The organism is Streptomyces sp. NPDC014861, assembly GCF_043081625.1.
Lineage (GTDB): Bacteria > Actinomycetota > Actinomycetes > Streptomycetales > Streptomycetaceae > Streptomyces.
In genome coordinates this window covers 76019-91185 of the sequence record NZ_JBIBWV010000026.1, presented here as the reverse complement: position 1 = coordinate 91185, position 15167 = coordinate 76019, and the positions used below count along the sequence as shown (strand labels likewise).

The window sequence follows — 15167 nt, the reverse complement described above, 5'->3', positions numbered from 1 at the left end:
ACGGGATCGGGTGGGGAAGCCCGGGATCGGGGTGGGATGAGCGCGCACATCGACGGCAGCGGGGAGCGGCGGCCGGCCGGAGGAATCCTGGCGCTGTCCATGCCGTACCAGGTGGTGGCGGCGGTGGCGCTCGCCGCCGTGGCCGTCCTCGCCGGTCTGCACCTGTCCATGGTCTTCCTGCACGTGGCACCGTCGAACACGATCACCAAGCAGCACGGACAGGCCGTCGACGACTGGATCTATCCCGAGTTCGAGCAGAACTGGAAGCTCTTCGCGCCCAACCCGCTCCAGCAGAACGTCTCCGTCGAGGTCCGCGCCGAGGTCTCCGACGCCGCCGGCGCCCGGCGGACCACCGGCTGGATCGACCTCACCGCGATGGACATCGAGTCCATCCGGGGCAACGTCTTCCCCAGCCACACCGACCAGAACCTGCTGCGCCGGGCGATCGACTGGTACGGCAACGCCCACGACGACGCGGGCCGCCCCAAGGGGATGCGCGGCCGGCTCTCGGAGGCGTACATGCGCCGCATCGTGCTGCCCCGCATCGAGGGCCCGGAGGCCCGCGCGGACGTCGGCGGGACCGTGGAGCGGATCCAGCTCCGCCGGGTCGTCCGGCCGGTGGCGGCCCCGCACTGGAGCACCGAGAAGCGCTCCACCGACCCCTCCACCACCGTCATGCCGTGGTGGGAGATCACCGACGCCGACCGCAGCCGTACGGAGACGAGCCGATGACCGCCCCCCGCCCCGCACCGGCCGCGGCTCCGGCGCGCGTGCCCCTCGACCGCAGGCTGGCCCGGGCGGCACAGACCGTCACCTCGCGCGCGCTGGGCCCGTACCAGACCGCGATCGTCCGGATCGGCTTCTCGCTGACCTGGCTCTTCTTCCTGCTGCGGGAGTTCCCGCACCGGCACGAGATGTACGGCCCCGACGGCCCCTGGTCGTTCGATCTGGCGCGCCGGCTGATCGCCGACAACCGGGCCTTCACGGTCCTGATGTGGTCCGACGGACGGCTCTGGTTCGAGGTGGTCTACGGGCTCGCCGTGGCGGCCGCCCTGCTGCTGCTCGTCGGCTGGCACACCCGCGCCGTCTCGGTCGTCTTCATGGTCGGCGCGCTGTCGCTGCAGAACCGGTCCGTCTTCCTCGGCGACGGCGGCGACAACGTGGTGCACCTCGTCGCGATCTACCTCACGCTGATCCGCTGCGGGCAGGTGTGGTCCCTGGACGCCCGGCGGGCCGCCCGCAAGGCCGCCGCGGGCCCGGCGGCCGCCGAGCGGGTGGAGCTCGCGGGGCCGGTCCTCTGGGTCGTCCTCGGCGGGTTCCTGGTCGCCGCGACCTGGTTCAGCCCGGTCACCGGCGAGTGGTGGATGTACGTGCTGCTGTGGGTGCTCTGGCTCGGCCACGGCCTGTGGTGGCTGGTGGAGCAGTACGTGCCGGGCGAGCCCCGCGTCCTCCTGGACGTCCTTGCGAACCTCGCCCACAACGCGACGCTCGTGGTCCTCATGGCCGAGGTCTGCCTGATCTACGCAACCGCCGGCTGGTACAAGATCCAGGGCTCGCGCTGGCAGGACGGCACGGCGCTCTTCTACCCGCTCCACCTGAACTACTTCACGCCCTGGCCGGGGCTGTCCGAGCTGCTCGCCTCCAGCGGGATCATGGTCATGCTGCTCAGCTACGGCACCGTGATCGTGCAGGTCGCCTTCCCCTTCACGCTGTTCAAGCGCAAGGTGAAGAACGTCCTGCTCGTCGTGATGATGCTGGAGCACGCCGGCATCGCGGTCCTGCTCGGCCTGCCGGCCTTCTCGCTGGCGATGATCGCGGCCGACGCCGTCTTCCTGCCCACCGTCTTCCTGGTGTGGCTCGGCGCCCGGGTGGCCCGGGGCCGGGACCGGCTGCTGCGGCGGAGGCCCACCGCCCCGGAGCTGCCCCCGCAGCGACCCGCCGGGGAGTCGGGTGAAGGAACGCCGGGTGAAGGGGCGCGCGGTGGAGGGGCGCCGGGCGGGGAGAAGGGCGGGGAGGCCTCTCCCCGTACCCTCGTCGGGTGAGCACCACCGAAGAACACCCCCCGCCGGCCGGGGCCGAGCCGCTCCAGTACGACGAGGGTCACGCCCCCGAGGTCGGCGTCGGCCCGCACCCCGGGCCGTGGCCCGAGGACCCGCGCTACGACCGCGAACTGCTGGCCGAGGGCGACCGGCGCAACGTCGTGGACGAGTACCGGTACTGGACCCGGGAGGCGATCGTCGCCGACCTGGACACCCGACGGCACGACTTCCACGTGGCCGTGGAGAACTGGGGCCACGACTTCAACATCGGATCGGTGGTGCGGACCGCCAACGCCTTCCTGGCCAAGGAGGTGCACATCGTGGGGCGGCGGCGCTGGAACCGGCGCGGCGCCATGGTCACCGACCGCTACCAGCACGTGCGGCACCACCCCGACACCGAGGCGCTCACCGCCTGGGCGGCGGCCGAGGACCTGCCGATCATCGGCATCGACAACCTGCCGGGCTCGGTGCCGCTGGAGCGGACCGTGCTGCCGCGCCGCTGCGTGCTGCTCTTCGGGCAGGAGGGACCCGGGCTGACCGAGGAGGCCCGCCGCCATGTGCGGACGGTCTGCTCGATCGCCCAGTTCGGCTCCACCCGGTCGATCAACGCCGGGGCGGCCGCCGCGATCGCCATGCACGCGTGGGTGCAGCGGTACGCGGAGATCCCGGAGCCCTGATCCGGGGAGCCGCCCGGTGCCGGATCCAGCCGGCACCGGGACGGCCGGGGGTCACGCCTGGCGGCGCACCTCGACCACGCGGAAGCGGTTGGAGACGAACGCGCCGTCGCACAGCGCGGCGTTCGCCGCAGGGTTGCCGCCCGAGCCGTGGAAGTCGGAGAACGCGGCCGTCTGGTTCACGTACACCCCGCCCGTCAGGTTGAGCGAGAGCTGCGCGGACTCCTCCAGGCAGACCTCCTCCACGGCCCGCTCCGTGTCGGCGGACGTCGTGTACGCGCCGACCGTCATCGCGCCCTTGTCGCGGATGGTGCGCCGCAGCAGCTCCAGGCCGTCGGCGGTGGAGTCCACCGAGACGGCGAAGGAGACCGGGCCGAAGCACTCGGAGAGGTACGCGGCCTCCGCGTCCGGCTTGGAGCCGTCCAGCTTCACCATGACCGGGGTGCGGACGACCGCCTCCGGGAACTCCGGGTTGGCGACCTCGCGGGAGGCCAGGGCCACCTCTCCCAGCCCCGCGGCCGCCTCCAGGCGGGCCTTCACGTCCGGGTTGACCAGGGCGCCGAGCAGGGCGTTGGCCCGGGCGTCGTCGCCGAGGAGTCCACCGACCGCGCCGGCCAGATCGGCCACCACCTCGTCGTAGGACCGGGGGCCCTGGTCGGTGGCGATGCCGTCGCGGGGGATCAGCAGGTTCTGCGGGGTGGTGCACATCTGGCCGCTGTACAGGGACAGCGAGAACGCCAGGTTGGACAGCATCCCCTTGTAGTCGTCGGTGGAGTCGATCAGGACCGTGTTGACGCCGGCCTTCTCCGTGTAGACCTGCGCCTGCCGGGCGTTGGCCTCCAGCCAGTCGCCGAAGGCGGTCGAGCCGGTGTAGTCGATGATCCGGATCTCCGGGCGGACCGCCAGGGTCTTGGCGATGCCCTCGCCCGGACGCTCGGTGGCCAGCGCCACCAGATTCGGGTCGAAGCCGGACTCGGCGAGGACCTCGCGGGCGACCTTCACGGTCAGCGCCAGGGGGAGGACCGCGCGCGGGTGCGGCTTCACCAGGACCGCGTTGCCCGTGGCGAGGGAGGCGAAGAGGCCCGGGTAGCCGTTCCACGTCGGGAAGGTGTTGCAGCCGATGACCAGGGCGACGCCGCGGCCGACCGGGGTGAACTCCTTGCTCAGCTCCAGCGGGTCCCGCTTGCCCTGCGGCTTCGACCAGGCGGCCCGGCCGGCCGGGGTCCGGGTCTGCTCCTCGTACGCGTACGCCACCGCCTCCAGACCGCGGTCCTGGGCGTGCGGGCCGCCGGCCTGGAACGCCATCATGAACGCCTGGCCGCTGGTGTGCATGACCGCGTGGGCGAACTCGTGGGTGCGGGCGGAGATCCGGGCCAGGATCTCCAGGCAGACCAGGGCGCGCGCCTCGGGCCCCGCGTCGCGCCAGCCGGGCAGCCCGGCGCGCATCGCGGGCAGCAGCACGTCGATGTCCGCGTGCGGGTACTCGACGCCCAGCGCGGGGCCGTACGGCGAGATCTCGCCGCCGGTCCAGCCGTCGGTGCCCGGCTGGTCGAGGTCGAAGCGGCCGTTCAGCACCGCCTGGTGGGCGGCGAGGCCGGCGGCGGCGTCGAGCGAGCCGTCCGCCCCGTACGCCTTCGGGTGCTCCGGGTACGGCGACCAGTAGGCGCGACTGCGGATGGTGGCGAGGGCCTGATCGAGCGTGGACCGGTGCTTCGCGGCCAGAACGTCGGTGGTCGGCTGGGCGGTGGCCATGGATGGACCAACTCCTCGTCGAGCTGGGCAGGGAGACGCGTACGGAGTTAGAGTAACCGAACGATCGGTCGGGACAAGGGGGTCTCTCGATCCTGTGGAGAACCCGGGGTCCGTGGCCCCTGTGGAAAACCCATCGGGGAGGATCACACCTATGAGCGCCGACACGAGCGCCGCCGTGCAGGCCGACGGGACCGTCAGGGGGAGCGCCACCATGGACGACGCAAGCGCCGCGGGCGAGGGAATCGGGCGGGGCCGGACGGTCGCCGTCGTCGGCACCGGCACCATGGGCCAGGGGATCGCGCAGGTGGCGCTGGTCGCCGGTCATCCCGTACGGCTCTACGACAGCGCTCCCGGCCGCGCCGCCGAGGCCGTCGCCGCGATCGGCGCCCGGCTGGACCGGCTCGTCGAGAAGGGGCGGCTGGACGCCGCCGACCGCAAGGACGCCGCCGGCCGCCTCCACGCCGCCGAGGACCTCGCCGAGCTGGCCGACGCGGCCCTCGTCGTCGAGGCGATCGTCGAGGACCTGGCGGTCAAGCAGCGGCTCTTCGCCGACCTGGAGAAGACGGTCGCGGACGACGCCCTCCTCGCCACCAACACCTCCTCCCTCTCCGTCACCGCCATCGCAGGAGGGCTGCGGCTGCCCGGCCGCTTCGTCGGCCTGCACTTCTTCAACCCGGCGCCGCTGCTCCCCCTCGTCGAGGTCGTCCGCGGCTTCGCCACCGGTGAGACCGCCGCCACGCGCGCGTACGAGACGGTCCTGGCGTGGGGGAAGACGCCGGTGCGCTGCGCCGACACCCCGGGCTTCATCGTCAATCGGATCGCCCGCCCCTTCTACGCGGAGGCCTTCCGGGTCCACGAGGAGCGTGGCGCCGATCCGGCCACCATCGACGCGGCGCTGCGCGAGTGCGGCGGCTTCCGGATGGGCCCCTTCGAGCTGACCGACCTGATCGGGCAGGACGTCAACGAGGCCGTCACCCGGTCCGTGTGGGAGTCCTTCTTCCACGACCCGAAGTTCACGCCGTCGCTGGCGCAGCGGCGGCTGGTGGAGTCGGGGCGGCTGGGCCGGAAGTCGGGGCACGGGTGGTTCCCGTACGCGGACGGCGCCGAGCGGCCCGAGCCGGACACCGAGCCGCCCGCGAAGGCGCCGGAGCGGATCACCGTCCGCGGTGATCTGGGGCCGGCCGCGGAGCTGGTGGAGCTCTTCGAAGGGGCGGGCATCGCCGTCCGCCGCAAACGGGGCGGCGGCTTCATCGAGCTGCCCGGGGGCCTGAAGCTCTGCCTCGTGGACGGCGACTCCTCCTTCGAGCACCACGGGGAAGAGATCGCCTTCTTCGACCTCGCCCTGGACTACGCGGCGGCGACCCGGATCGTCCTGTCGATCTGGGAAGGCACCGCCCCCGAGGCGGTCGCCGAGGCCGTGGGCCTCTTCCAGGCGATCGGCAAACAGGTCTCCGTGATCGGCGACGTGCCCGGCATGATCGTCGGCCGGACGGTCGCCATGCTGGTGGACCTCGCCGCCGACGCCGTCGACCGGGGCGTCGCCACCGCGGAGGACATCGACACGGCCATGCGGCTCGGCGTGAACTATCCCGTCGGCCCGCTGGAGTGGGCGGAGAAACTGGGGTACCGGCGCGTGTGCGCCCTGCTGGGCCAGCTCCACGAGCGGTACCCGACGGGCCGGTACGCGCCCGCTGCCGGCCTGGTGCGCCGCAGCTGGGTGGAGGAAGCGGAGGAGGACCGATGACCACGGCCAGACGTGACACGTACACCCCCGAGACGCTGCTCTCGGTCGCGGTGACGGTCTTCAACGAGCGCGGTTACGACGGCACGTCCATGGAGCACCTGTCCAAGGCGGCCGGGATCTCCAAGTCCTCGATCTACCACCACGTGGCGGGCAAGGAGGAGCTGCTCCGGCGGGCGGTCAGCCGGGCGCTGGACGGGCTCTTCGCGATCCTCGAGGAGCCGGGCGCGGTGCGTGGCCGGGCGGTGGAGCGGGTCGAGTACGTGACCCGGCGGACGGTCGAGGTGCTGATAGCCGAGCTGCCGTACGTGACGCTGCTGCTGCGGGTCCGGGGCAACACCGCGACCGAGCGGTGGGCGATGGAGCGGCGCCGGGAGTTCGACCACCGGGTGGCCGAACTGCTCGGGGCGGCCGCGGCCGAGGGCGATCTGCGGTCCGACGTGGACATCCGGCTCGCGACCCGGCTCCTCTTCGGCATGATCAACTCGCTGGTGGAGTGGTACCGGCCGCACCCGGACCAGGCGGAGCGCGACCAGCTCGCCGAGACCGTCGCCCACCTGGCCTTCGACGGGCTGCGGAAGGCCGGCTGAGGGGGCCCGGAGGGCGTAAGGGGGACGAGGGCCCTTCAGGCCCGGGAAGGGGCCGCCAGGGCCTGAAGGGCCGGCGAGTGCCGCCCATGGGCCCTTGAGGAGTGCCGAGAGCCCCCCGAGGCGCGGGAGAGCCCCCCGAGGCGCGGGAGAGGGCCCTGAGACGCGGGAGAGGGCCCCGGAGACCGTCCGGGGCCCTCTTCGCACGTCCGGGCCCTCTTCGCACGTCCGGGCCCTTTCCGCACGTCCGGGGGCCTTTCCGCACGTCCGGGCGTTACGGCCTCGGGTCGGCGTTCAGGTCCATCTCGTCGAAGACGAGCAGGGTGCGGGTGGAGAGCACCTCCGGGATCGCCTGGAGGCGGGTGAGGACCAGTTCCCGCAGGGTCCGGTTGTCCGGGGTGTGGACCAGCAGCAGGACGTCGAAGTCGCCGCTGACCAGCGCGATGTGCGCGGCCCCGGGGAGGGCCTTGAGCTGTTCGCGGACAGTGCGCCAGGAATTCTGGACGATCTTGAGCGTGATGTAGGCGGAGGCGCCGTGGCCCGCCCGCTCGTGGTTGACCCGGGCGCTGAAGCCGCGGATCACGCCGTCGTCGATGAGCCGGTTGATCCGGGCGTACGCGTTGGCCCGGGAGACGTGCACCCGCTCGGCCACGGACCGCACCGAGGCACGGCCGTCCGTCTGGAGCAGTCGCAGGATGTCCCGGTCTATCGCGTCCAGCGGGCGTGCCGGGACGGCGTGCGCCGGCGTGTCCGGGGGAGCGCTCAGCACCTCGCCCGCGGCGTCCGCCGCCGCCTCGTCCGGGGCTCCGCCCCGGGCGACGGCCATTTGTTCATCCGCCATGTCCCCCCGCCTCTCTCCGGTGGACGACCTGTCTCTATCCCAGGCTGTGGAGAACCGTTTGTCCACAGGCTGAAGGTGCCTGTAGCCAAAATGCCTCCACGACCGAACAATCGGTAGGTGAGGCGCGCCACACCCGCGCCACCCGCCTTCGGGTCTTATGCCCGCTCCCACGAGGAGGTGGACTCGTTGCAACAGCGCAGTTCGACAGTCCAGGAGCCGCTCGCCGACACGGCCTACCGGCCCACGCCGCCGCCGGCCTGGCGGCCGCGGACCGACCCCGTCCCGCTGCTGCCCGACGCCGAGCCGCTGCGCGTGCTCGGCACGGACGCGGTGGCCGACGCCGATCCCGCGCTGCTGCGCCGGCTCTACGCGGAGCTGGTCCGCGGTCGCCGGTACAACGCCCAGGCGACCGCCCTGACCAAGCAGGGCCGGCTCGCCGTCTACCCCTCCACCACCGGCCAGGAGGCGTGCGAGATCGCCGCCGCCCTCGCCCTGGAGGAGCGGGACTGGCTCTTCCCGTCGTACCGCGACACCCTCGCGGCCGTCGCCCGTGGCCTCGACCCCGTACAGGCACTGACCCTGCTGCGCGGCGACTGGCACACGGGCTACGACCCGCGCGAGCACCGCATCGCGCCGCTGTGCACCCCGCTCGCCACCCAGCTGCCGCACGCCGTGGGCCTCGCCCACGCCGCCCGCCTCAAGGGCGACGACGTGGTCGCGCTCGCCATGGTCGGCGACGGCGGCACCAGCGAGGGCGACTTCCACGAGGCGCTGAACTTCGCCGCCGTCTGGCAGGCGCCGGTCGTCTTCTTCGTGCAGAACAACGGCTTCGCGATCTCCGTGCCGCTCGCCAAGCAGACCGCCGCCCCCTCGCTCGCCCACAAGGCCGTCGGCTACGGCATGCCAGGCCGCCTGGTGGACGGCAACGACGCGGTCGCGGTGCACCAGGTCCTCACCGAGGCCGTGACCCGCGCGCGGCGCGGCGGCGGCCCGACCCTGGTGGAGGCGATCACCTACCGGATCGACGCCCACACCAACGCCGACGACGCCACCCGCTACCGCGCGGACGGCGAGGTCGAGACCTGGCGGGCCCACGACCCGGTGCTCCTGCTGGAGCGGGAGCTGACCGCGCGCGGCCTGCTCGACGAGGAGGGCCGCCGGGCCGCGGCCGAGGCCGCGGAGACCATGGCGGCGGAACTGCGCGAGCGGATGAACGCCGACCCGGTGCTCGACCCGATGGACCTCTTCACCCACGTCTACGCCGAGCAGACCGCGCAGCTGCGCGAACAGGCGGCGCAACTGCGGGCCGAACTCGATGCGGAGGACGAGAGCCGATGACGACGGCGACGACCGGCGCGGCGGCCGCCAAGGCGGCTGGCCGGCCCAAGCCGGCCACCATGGCGCAGGCGCTCCAGCGCGCCATGCGCGACGCGATGGCCGAGGACCCGACCGTCCACGTCATGGGCGAGGACGTCGGCACCCTCGGCGGGGTCTTCCGGGTCACCGACGGGCTCGCCAAGGAGTTCGGCGAGGACCGCTGCACCGACACGCCGCTGGCCGAGGCGGGCATCCTCGGCACCGCCGTCGGCATGGCCATGTACGGCCTGCGGCCCGTGGTGGAGATGCAGTTCGACGCGTTCGCCTACCCGGCGTTCGAGCAGCTCGTCTCGCACGTGGCGAAGATGCGGAACCGCACGCGCGGCGCGATGCCGATGCCGATGGTCATCCGCGTCCCGTACGGCGGCGGGATCGGCGGCGTCGAGCACCACAGCGACTCCTCCGAGATCTACTACATGGCCACCCCCGGCCTGCACGTCGTCACCCCGGCGACCGTCGAGGACGCCTACGGGCTGCTGCGCGCGGCCATCGCCTCCGACGACCCGGTCGTCTTCCTGGAGCCCAAGCGGCTCTACTGGGCGAAGTCCGACTGGTCGCCCGAGGCACCCGCGCGCGTGGAGCCCATCGGCAAGGCCGTCGTCCGCCGCGCCGGCACCAGCGCCACCCTGATCACCTACGGCCCCTCCCTGCCGGTCTGCCTGGAGGCCGCCGAGGCCGCCGCGGCCGAGGGCTGGGACCTGGAGGTCGTGGACCTCCGCTCGCTCGTGCCCTTCGACGACGAGACCGTGGCCGCCTCGGTGCGGCGCACCGGCCGCGCGGTCGTGGTCCACGAGTCCGGCGGCTTCGCGGGTCCCGGCGCGGAGATCGCCGCCCGGGTCACCGAGCGCTGCTTCCACCACCTGGAGGCCCCGGTGCTGCGGGTCGCGGGCTTCGACCTCCCCTACCCGCCGCCGATGCTGGAGCGGCACCACCTGCCGGGCGTCGACCGGGTCCTTGACGCGGTCGCGCGGCTCCAGTGGGAGGCGGGGAACTGATGGCACAGGTCCTGGAGTTCAAGCTCCCCGACCTCGGTGAGGGACTCACCGAGGCCGAGATCGTCCGCTGGCTGGTGGACGTCGGCGACGTCGTCGCGATCGACCAGCCGGTCGTCGAGGTCGAGACCGCCAAGGCGATGGTCGAGGTGCCCTGCCCGTACGGCGGCGTGGTCACCGCCCGCTTCGGCGAGGAGGGCACCGAACTTCCCGTCGGCGCCCCGCTCCTGACGGTCGCCGTCGGCGCCTCCGCCGACGGCGGCGCCGGGACGGCCGCGCCCGCCCGTGAGGCCGAGTCCGCCGCTGCCGCCGACTCCGCGGTGTCGTCGGAGTACTCGGGCAATGTGCTCGTCGGCTACGGCACCGCGGGCCCGGCGGCCCGCAGGCGCCGGATCCGCCCCCAGTCTCCGGCCGTCGCGCACCCCACGCCGAACGCGACGGCCGGCCCCGCCCCCGCGCCGAACGCGACGGCCGGCGCCGCGCAGATGCCCGGCGCGCCCGCCGCGCCCGCCATGCCGGTGGCCACCGCTCCGGCGCACGCCGCGCACGCCACGTCCGCCGCGATGGCGGTCGCGGTCGCCGTGGCAGCGCCCGGGGGACCGCTCCCGGTCATCTCGCCGCTCGTGCGGAAGCTGGCCCGCGACCGGGGCCTCGACCTGCGCGAGGTGCGCGGCTCCGGCCCCGAGGGCCTGATCCTGCGCGCCGACGTCGAGCGGGCCCTCACCGCGCGGGAGACGCCCGTCGCGGCGCCCGCGCCCGCCGTGGGCACTGCCCCGGCCGGTGAGCGGATCCCGCTGCGCGGCCTGCGCGGAGCCGTCGCCGACAAGCTCTCCCGCAGCCGCACCGAGATCCCTGACGCGACCTGCTGGGTGGACGCCGACGCCACCGAACTCATGGCCGCGCGCGCGGCCATGAACGCGGCGGGAGGGCCGAAGATCTCGCTCCTCGCGCTGCTCGCCCGGATCTGCGCCCACGCGCTGGCTCGCTTCCCCGAGCTGAACTCCACCGTGGACACGGCCGCCCGCGAGATCGTGCGGCTGCCCCAGGTGCACCTCGGCTTCGCCGCCCAGACCCCGCGCGGACTCGTCGTCCCCGTGGTCAGGGACGCCGGGACCCGGACCGCCGAGTCGCTCACCGAGGAGTTCGCCCGGCTCACCGAGTCGGCCCGGCAGGGCACGCTCACCCCGGCCGACCTCACCGGCGGCACCTTCACCCTCAACAACTACGGGGTGTTCGGGGTGGACGGCTCCACGCCGATCGTCAACCATCCCGAGGCGGCGATGCTCGGCGTCGGCCGAATCATCCCCAAGCCCTGGGTCCACCAGGGCGAACTGGCCGTCCGTCAGGTGGTGCAGCTCTCGCTCACCTTCGACCACCGGGTCTGCGACGGCGGCACGGCCGGCGGCTTCCTGCGGTACGTCGCGGACTGCGTCGAGCAGCCCGCGGTGCTGCTCCGCACGGTCTGAACCCACCCGGAGCGGTCCGCGTGACCGGGCCCGGCCCGTCTCATCAGGAGACCGGCCGGGCACCGGCGGGCGGCGGCGGACCATACTGCTGGGGTGACCACCGCATACGACGCCGTCGTGCTCGCCGGAGGCGCCGCGCGGCGCCTCGGCGGCGTGGACAAGCCAGGGGTACGGGTCGGCGGCCGCGCCCTGCTGGACCGGGTGCTCGCCGCCTGCGCGGGAGCCCGTCTGACCGTGGTCGTCGGCGACCCGCGCCCGACCGTCCGCCCCGTCCACTGGACCCGCGAGCAGCCGGCCGGCACGGGTCCGCTGGCCGCGCTGGCCGCCGGAGCGGCGGCCCTCGCCACGACCGCCCCCGGAGCCGAGGGCGATACGGCCACCGACGCTGCCGGCCCTGCAGGACCCTCCGGGCCTTCCGCGCCCGCCACCCCTGCCGGGCCTGCCGGACCCGCCCTCCCTGCCTGGCCTTCCACGCCTCCCGTGCCCGCCACCCCTGCCGCGTGTCCCGCGCCCGCCACCCCCGCAGGGCCTGTCACGCCCGCCACCCCTGCCGGGCCCTCCTCGCCTCCCGCGTCTCCCGCGCCCGAGGTCGTGCTCGTGCTCTCCGCCGATCTGCCGTTCCTCGGCGAGGCGACCGTCCACCGCCTCCTCGCCGCGCTCGACGCCGAGCCGGACGCCGAGGCCGTGTTCCTCACCGACGCCGAAGGCCGCGACCAGCCGCTCGTCGCCGTCCACCGCGCCGCCCCACTGCGCCGTGCGCTCGACGAACTGCGCCGCACCCACCACGGCCTCGACGGCCTCCCCCTCCGGTCCCTCACCGCCGGACTCCGCACCGTCCGCGTCCCGGCCGGTCCCGAAGAGGCGTCGGCGTCCTTCGACTGCGACACCTGGGAGGACATCGCCACGGCCCGGGCCCGCATCAGGGACCATGGAGCCGTGCTGGACGAATGGATCACCGCAGTCAAGACCGAACTGGGCCTCGACCTGGACGTCGACACCGGCGTGCTGCTCGACCTGGCCCGTGACGCCGCCCACGGCGTCGCCCGCCCCGCCGCGCCCCTGACGACCTTCCTGGTCGGCTACGCGGCGGCGAAGGCCGCCGAGGACGGCGCGGCTCCCGCGGACGCGGTCGCCGAGGCCGCCCGCAAGGCCGCCGCCCTCGCCCAGCGATGGGCGGCCGAACAGGACGAGGCCGGATGACCCCCGGACAACCCGCCCCCGCCCCCGCCCCTGTCCCCGTCCCCGCGTCCGGGCGGGGGCACGGGCACCACCGCGCCACCCCCTGGCCCGAGGCGCGCGCCCTCGCCGCCCGCGCCGGAGCCGAGGCCCGGGCGGCGAGGAGCCGCCCGCCCGTCCGCGTACCGCTCGGGCAGGCCCTCGGCCGGACCCTCGCCGAACCGCTGCGGGCCCTGACCGACCTGCCGTCCTTCGACAGCTCCGCCATGGACGGCTGGGCGGTCGCGGGCCCCGGGCCCTGGACCGTCCGTGAGGAGTCCGTCCTCGCCGGGCACGCCGGGGCCGCCGCCCTCGCCCCCGGAGAGGCGGTACGGATCGCCACCGGCGCCCGCGTCCCCGCCGGCGCGACCGCCGTCGTCCGCGCCGAGCACTCCCGTACCGAGTACTCCGGTACCGAGCACTCCCGTACCGAAGGAGCTCCCCCGGCCGCCGGCCGGGCAGCGGCCGGAACGGTTCTGCTGCTCCACCCCCTCCGCGAGGTGGTCACCGGGCAGGACATCCGCCCCCGGGGCCAGGAGTGCCGCACGGGTGACGAGCTGCTGCCCGCCGGGACCGTCGTCGGCCCGGCCGTGCTCGGCCTCGCGGCCGCCGCCGGCTACGACGAGCCCGCGGTGCTGCCCCGCCCCCAGGTGGAGATCCTCGTCCTCGGCGACGAGCTGCTGGCCGCCGGACTCCCCCACGAGGGCCTGATCCGCGACGCGCTCGGCCCGATGCTCGGGCCCTGGCTGACGGCGCTCGGCGCCGAGGTCCTCGCGACCCGCCGGATCGGCGACGACGCCGAGGCCCTGTACGAGGCCGTCACCAGCTCCGCCGCCGACCTCGTCGTCACCACCGGCGGCACCGCCGCCGGGCCCGTGGACCACGTCCACCGGGTGCTCGACAAGGCGGCAGCCGTCCTCCTGGTCGACGGCGTGAAGGTCCGCCCCGGCCACCCCATGCTGCTCGCCCGGCTCGACGCCGCACGCCACCTCGTCGGCCTGCCGGGCAACCCGCTCGCCGCCGTCTCCGGCCTCCTCACACTCGCCGCGCCCCTGCTGGCCGCGCTCGCCGGAGAGCCGGCCCCCCGGCCGCCCGCGCCCACCGGGACCCTTGCCGCCGCCGAAGCGCCCGCGCCGGCCCTCCGTGACGCCGTCCAGGGGCACCCGCACGACACCCGCCTCGTCCCCGTCGTCCACCGGGACGGGCTCGTCGTACCGCTGCGCTACAACGGGCCGGCCATGCTGCGGGGCATCGCCGCCGCCGACGCCATGGCCGTCGTCCCCCCCGGCGGAGCCGAGCCCGGCCGGCGGCCGGAACTCCTCGCCCTCCCCTGGCCGACCGCGACGCAGCTCGCCCAAGGAGCATGTTTCACGTGAAACTTCCCAGCCGTGACGTCATGGCCCGACACGCAGACGAGAAGGTCACCGGTGCGCGGATCCACCTGCCGAGGGCGAAGGTGGACCCGCTGCGCCAGGTCGGCCAGCGCCTCCTCATGGCTCTCGGCGTCCTGTTCCTGACGATTCTCATCGTCTACGTCGACCGCGACGGCTACCACGACAACGCCAACGAGACCGTTGACTTCCTCGACTGCGCCTACTACGCGACCGTCACTCTCTCCACCACCGGATACGGCGACATCGTCCCGTTCAGCGACTCCGCGCGACTCGTCAACATCCTGGTGATCACGCCCCTGCGCGTGCTCTTCCTGATCATCCTGGTCGGCACCACCCTCGAGGTCCTCACGGAGCGGACCCGGGAGGAGTTCCGGCTGAAGCACTGGAGGTCCAACTTGCGCGACCACACCGTGATCGTCGGCTTCGGCACCAAGGGGCGGTCCGCGATCCAGACCCTCTGCGCCACCGGACTCCGCAAGGACCAGATCGTCATCGTCGACCCTTCCGGCAAGGTCATCGAGGCGGCCAACCTCGACGGCTTCGTCGGCGTCGTCGGCGACGGCACCCGCAGCGACGTCCTGCTCCGGGCCGAGGTGCAGCGGGCCCGCCAGATCGTCATCGCCACCCAGCGCGACGACACCGCCGTACTGGTCACCCTGACGGCCCGCCAGCTCAACCGGGGCGCGAAGATCGTCGCCGCCGTCCGCGAGGAGGAGAACGCGCCGCTGCTCCGCCAGTCCGGGGCCGACGCGGTCATCACCAGTGCCTCCGCCGCCGGCCGGCTGCTCGGCCTCTCCGTGCTCAGCCCCAGCGCCGGCACCGTCATGGAGGACCTGATCCAGCAGGGCTCAGGCCTCGACCTGGTCGAGCGTCCGGTGACCAAGGCGGAGGCGGGCCGGAGCGTACGGGAGACCGACGACCTGGTGGTGAGCGTGCTGCGCGGCCACCGGCTGCTCGGCTACGACGACCCCTCGGCCAGCCCGCTCCAGCTCACGGACCGGGTCATCACCATCGTCCGCGCCGCTCCCGTCACCCCGCTCACCACGCCGCCGCACGACTGACGGCACGCCCACGGCCGCCTGACCGGAG

12 protein-coding genes and 1 pseudogene are annotated in these 15167 nt (G+C 74.2%); 11 read left to right on the top strand and 2 right to left on the bottom strand.

Annotation, left to right across the window (positions count from 1 at the left end; all coding sequences use genetic code 11):
• Nucleotides 1-36: 36 nt before the first annotated feature.
• Genes ACF1BN_RS32735 through ACF1BN_RS32725 form a run of 3 tightly spaced genes read left to right on the top strand, consistent with a single transcriptional unit; the run spans nucleotide 37 to nucleotide 2716 of the window.
• On the top strand, nucleotides 37-732 hold the full coding sequence (locus ACF1BN_RS32735; protein ID WP_392335215.1) for a DUF5819 family protein: 696 nt from the start codon (nucleotides 37-39) through the stop codon (nucleotides 730-732).
• A complete protein-coding gene (locus ACF1BN_RS32730; RefSeq protein WP_392335214.1) occupies nucleotides 729-2042 on the top strand; it encodes an HTTM domain-containing protein in 1314 nt (437 codons plus the stop codon). Before ACF1BN_RS32735 ends, ACF1BN_RS32730 begins: the two co-directional genes overlap by 4 nt.
• On the top strand, nucleotides 2039-2716 hold the full coding sequence (locus ACF1BN_RS32725; protein ID WP_392335213.1) for a TrmH family RNA methyltransferase: 678 nt from the start codon (nucleotides 2039-2041) through the stop codon (nucleotides 2714-2716). Before ACF1BN_RS32730 ends, ACF1BN_RS32725 begins: the two co-directional genes overlap by 4 nt.
• Nucleotides 2717-2767: 51 nt before the next feature.
• Here the strand turns inward: ACF1BN_RS32725 and paaN are convergent, their stop codons facing one another.
• Nucleotides 2768-4465, bottom strand: coding sequence for a phenylacetic acid degradation protein PaaN (gene paaN, locus ACF1BN_RS32720; protein WP_392335212.1), 1698 nt, complete (start codon nucleotides 4463-4465; stop codon nucleotides 2768-2770).
• A gap of 211 nt (nucleotides 4466-4676) precedes the next feature.
• Here paaN and ACF1BN_RS32715 point away from each other — a divergent pair, with 211 nt between their 5' ends.
• Both ACF1BN_RS32715 and ACF1BN_RS32710 read left to right on the top strand, forming a co-directional pair.
• Nucleotides 4677-6209: a 3-hydroxyacyl-CoA dehydrogenase gene (locus tag ACF1BN_RS32715; protein WP_392335236.1), complete on the top strand. Its 1533-nt coding sequence runs from the start codon at nucleotides 4677-4679 to the stop codon at nucleotides 6207-6209.
• Nucleotides 6206-6796, top strand: coding sequence for a TetR/AcrR family transcriptional regulator (locus ACF1BN_RS32710; protein WP_392335211.1), 591 nt, complete (start codon nucleotides 6206-6208; stop codon nucleotides 6794-6796). The genes ACF1BN_RS32715 and ACF1BN_RS32710 overlap by 4 nt, the downstream gene beginning before the upstream one ends.
• Nucleotides 6797-7067: 271 nt before the next feature.
• Here the strand turns inward: ACF1BN_RS32710 and ACF1BN_RS32705 are convergent, their stop codons facing one another.
• Nucleotides 7068-7634 carry an Lrp/AsnC family transcriptional regulator gene (locus ACF1BN_RS32705; protein WP_392335210.1) on the bottom strand — a complete coding sequence of 189 codons (567 nt, stop codon included), beginning with the start codon at nucleotides 7632-7634 and terminating at the stop codon, nucleotides 7068-7070.
• A gap of 186 nt (nucleotides 7635-7820) precedes the next feature.
• On the opposite strand from ACF1BN_RS32705, the gene pdhA reads away from it, so the two are divergent.
• From pdhA to ACF1BN_RS32675, 6 genes and pseudogenes are all read left to right on the top strand, one after another.
• Nucleotides 7821-8972, top strand: a complete 1152-nt coding sequence (gene pdhA, locus ACF1BN_RS32700; protein ID WP_392335209.1) for a pyruvate dehydrogenase (acetyl-transferring) E1 component subunit alpha — start codon at nucleotides 7821-7823, stop codon at nucleotides 8970-8972.
• Nucleotides 8969-10006 (top strand): alpha-ketoacid dehydrogenase subunit beta, encoded by a 1038-nt coding sequence (locus tag ACF1BN_RS32695; protein ID WP_392335208.1) that lies wholly within the window; start codon nucleotides 8969-8971, stop codon nucleotides 10004-10006. The genes pdhA and ACF1BN_RS32695 overlap by 4 nt, the downstream gene beginning before the upstream one ends.
• Nucleotides 10006-11469, top strand: coding sequence for a dihydrolipoamide acetyltransferase family protein (locus ACF1BN_RS32690; protein ID WP_392335207.1), 1464 nt, complete (start codon nucleotides 10006-10008; stop codon nucleotides 11467-11469). The genes ACF1BN_RS32695 and ACF1BN_RS32690 overlap by 1 nt, the downstream gene beginning before the upstream one ends.
• Nucleotides 11470-11562: 93 nt before the next feature.
• Entirely contained in the window at nucleotides 11563-12669 is a 1107-nt protein-coding gene (locus tag ACF1BN_RS32685) for a DUF6457 domain-containing protein (RefSeq protein ID WP_392335206.1), read from the top strand.
• Nucleotides 12552-14060: pseudogene (locus ACF1BN_RS32680) on the top strand (molybdopterin molybdotransferase MoeA); the annotation flags it as partial. The gene ACF1BN_RS32685 and the pseudogene ACF1BN_RS32680, both read left to right, overlap by 118 nt.
• Entirely contained in the window at nucleotides 14048-15139 is a 1092-nt protein-coding gene (locus tag ACF1BN_RS32675) for a potassium channel family protein (RefSeq protein ID WP_392335205.1), read from the top strand. The pseudogene ACF1BN_RS32680 and the gene ACF1BN_RS32675, both read left to right, overlap by 13 nt.
• Nucleotides 15140-15167: the final 28 nt, after the last annotated feature.

Coding starts and splice junctions, on each gene's coding strand:
- ACF1BN_RS32735 (WP_392335215.1), top strand. CDS start 37: ATGAGCGCGCACATCGACGGCAGCGGGGAGCGGCGGCCGGCCGGAGGA.
- ACF1BN_RS32695 (WP_392335208.1), top strand. CDS start 8,969: ATGACGACGGCGACGACCGGCGCGGCGGCCGCCAAGGCGGCTGGCCGG.
- ACF1BN_RS32690 (WP_392335207.1), top strand. CDS start 10,006: ATGGCACAGGTCCTGGAGTTCAAGCTCCCCGACCTCGGTGAGGGACTC.
- ACF1BN_RS32675 (WP_392335205.1), top strand. CDS start 14,048: ATGTTTCACGTGAAACTTCCCAGCCGTGACGTCATGGCCCGACACGCA.
- ACF1BN_RS32705 (WP_392335210.1), bottom strand. CDS start 7,634: ATGGCGGATGAACAAATGGCCGTCGCCCGGGGCGGAGCCCCGGACGAG.
- ACF1BN_RS32730 (WP_392335214.1), top strand. CDS start 729: ATGACCGCCCCCCGCCCCGCACCGGCCGCGGCTCCGGCGCGCGTGCCC.
- paaN (WP_392335212.1), bottom strand. CDS start 4,465: ATGGCCACCGCCCAGCCGACCACCGACGTTCTGGCCGCGAAGCACCGG.
- ACF1BN_RS32710 (WP_392335211.1), top strand. CDS start 6,206: ATGACCACGGCCAGACGTGACACGTACACCCCCGAGACGCTGCTCTCG.
- ACF1BN_RS32715 (WP_392335236.1), top strand. CDS start 4,677: ATGGACGACGCAAGCGCCGCGGGCGAGGGAATCGGGCGGGGCCGGACG.